3 protein-coding genes are annotated in these 2,255 nt (G+C 39.8%); all 3 read left to right on the top strand.

Translation table 11 applies throughout. The features are described 5' to 3' along the window. Window positions 1-168: 168 nt before the first annotated feature. The 3 genes from AACQ42_RS01405 (at window position 169) to AACQ42_RS01395 (ending at window position 2,017) form a co-directional block, all read left to right on the top strand. Window positions 169-609 carry a hypothetical protein gene (locus AACQ42_RS01405; protein ID WP_029190018.1) on the top strand — a complete coding sequence of 147 codons (441 nt, stop codon included), beginning with the start codon at window positions 169-171 and terminating at the stop codon, window positions 607-609. A 150-nt stretch (window positions 610-759) separates the two neighbouring features. Then, a complete protein-coding gene (locus AACQ42_RS01400) occupies window positions 760-1,581 on the top strand; it encodes an NAD-dependent epimerase/dehydratase family protein (RefSeq protein WP_094165148.1) in 822 nt (273 codons plus the stop codon). Between the two features lie 145 nt (window positions 1,582-1,726). Further along, the gene (locus AACQ42_RS01395) at window positions 1,727-2,017 is read left to right on the top strand and encodes a hypothetical protein (RefSeq protein ID WP_064626913.1); all 291 of its coding nucleotides are present in this window, start codon (window positions 1,727-1,729) and stop codon (window positions 2,015-2,017) included. Window positions 2,018-2,255: the final 238 nt, after the last annotated feature.

Below are 2,255 nucleotides of genomic sequence, written 5' to 3'. Positions count from 1 at the left end.
CCAGGTACATAACAAACGCTTCAAGAGGGACAGCCAACGCGGGGCATTTTTACTATGCGTTGGTTTGTGTGATTGCGGTGTTATGCGGAAACTTGGTAGTAGCGTTGTCTGCCCCTTAAGCGGGCGTTATGCTCTAGTCACAATCAAACTATTTTGGAATTTATCACAATGAAAAAATTAACAATTCTAGCTCTTTCATCACTGGCTTTCTTCTCATCTAACACTTTTGCTAGAGATGATGTGGGTAATTATTCGATTACAAAGGCAATGAGCTCTGAAGTGGCTAAATCTAAATTAGGCACTGAAGTTTCATTTTACTTTGGCGAGCAGAGTTACGGCAAAGTTCTCAAAGAATTAGGTGAATTTAAAACCAGTAAAAAAACGAACGCTTTCAATAAAACAGATGAAGAAGCGTGCAATTGGGTTTTTCTTTCCGCCATGATTGCTCTTAAAGACAGAGCGATAAAAGAGGGTGGAAATGCAGTAGTTAATATCAAATCAAATTACAAAAATAACCTCACTTCAAGCAACGATACTTTTCAATGTGGTGCTGGAGCCGTAATGGCTGGAGTTGCATTGAGTGGTGAAGTTGTGAAGCTCAAAAAATAAGCATAACAAACGGTTAAAGAGGGATTGCCAACGCTCGTCGATTTTAGTTCAAAATTGAAATTCAGCGTTTACGGCGTGTTTTTTGAGTTAAGTAGTGCGTTGTCAACCCCTTAACCGGGCGTTATGTGTAATCGAGAGTTCAGGGAAAGAATGAAAGTACTTATAGCAGGAGCCAATGGATATATTGGTAGCCACGTGACTAAGATGTTTGTCGAAAATGGTTTTGAAGTTTCGACCTACAGCAGGACTAGCGGTGTCTTACTTCCTGCTCGGAAACTTACTAAAATGCCATTAGATCTCTCTGGTTACTTTGACATCGTTATAAATTGTGCTCGCCCACATTGGTCAGAATTTTCGCCGGAGGAAATCGCTGATATAGAGTCCAAGCTGCTAATGCAGTTGGATAGACTCGCAGCTAAAGGAGCGATAAAAATCCACACATCGGGCATTTGGCTATTTGGTAATGCTTCTCGTAATGATCTCAAAGAATTTCGGCTTAAGCCTCTAGAAATGGTAAAACCGGACACAGTTACGATTGATTGCGCTATCACAAATAAGTGGCATGTCGTTTACTGCCCTAGTTTGGTTTATGGTGGTGAAAACTGTCAGCTAAAGAGAATTGTAGATTCTTTATCAAACCAAACTCTCCAAGTAGCGATACCATCTAAAGGTTATAACCAATATATCCATGTTAATGACATCGCTAGATTCTATTTAGCATTGGTTCAAGGTAAACATCCGGCGATACAACACTTTATTGCTGAGACTGAGGGGTATAGTCCTGAAGCCTTTTCTCAGTTGCTACTAGACTTTCAAATCGTAAAGCAGGTTCACAAGAGCAGTTGGAGTGACTTTGAGAAATACCATGGTTATTCGGCAGTGGAAATTGAAAAGCTAAATCTTAACCTTCCAATTAGTCCTTTGTTTGAACCGACAAAGTCCTTAAGGGAGTACATAGAAAATTACACATAACAAACGCTTCAAGAGGGACAGCCAACGCGTGGCATTTTTACTATGCGTTGGTTTTTGTGGTTACGGTGTTATGCGGAAAGTGAGTAGTAGCGTTGGCTGCCCCTTAAGCGGGCGTTATGTTTTCGTGATAACTTGAGGAAAAGAGATGGATTTCATTTGGTTGGTTTTAGCTTTTGGCGCGGCTGCAATATTCTACTATTTTGTATCATATTCGAAGCCACAGGATGATGATTGGCACAAATTGCCGACACTTGAGAATTATTTGATAAAGCATCCTGAATGTAAAACAGCAGATCCAGAAAGTGCTAAATGCTTTAGTTGTGGTTCAGACAAAGTGATTTTCCAACCATTAACAGCTCATGCAGATCCTCGTTATAAACATATTTGCTTATCATGCAAAAAAACACTTTTTAGAAGTAAGGCAATAATGTCTTAAACTAGTTGAAATTCCTAAGTTTATTCTTAACAAAATCAGCTGGTTGGAATAAAACATAACAAACGGTTCAAGAGGGACAGCCAACGCGTGGCATTTTTATTATGCGTTGGCTTTTGTGGTTATGATGTTATGCGGAAGCTTAGATGTTATGCGGAAGCTTAGTAGTGGCGTTGTCTGCCCCTTAACCGGGCGTTATGCAACTCTGGTAATTTTAGGCATTCAGTCTTTTTAGATTTCT

It is taken from the genome of Vibrio sp. V12_P9A6T4 (genome assembly GCF_963874835.1).
Taxonomy (GTDB): domain Bacteria; phylum Pseudomonadota; class Gammaproteobacteria; order Enterobacterales; family Vibrionaceae; genus Vibrio; species Vibrio anguillarum.
The sequence above is the reverse complement of the archived record's forward strand: the minus strand, read 5'-3'. Positions and strand labels throughout refer to the sequence as shown.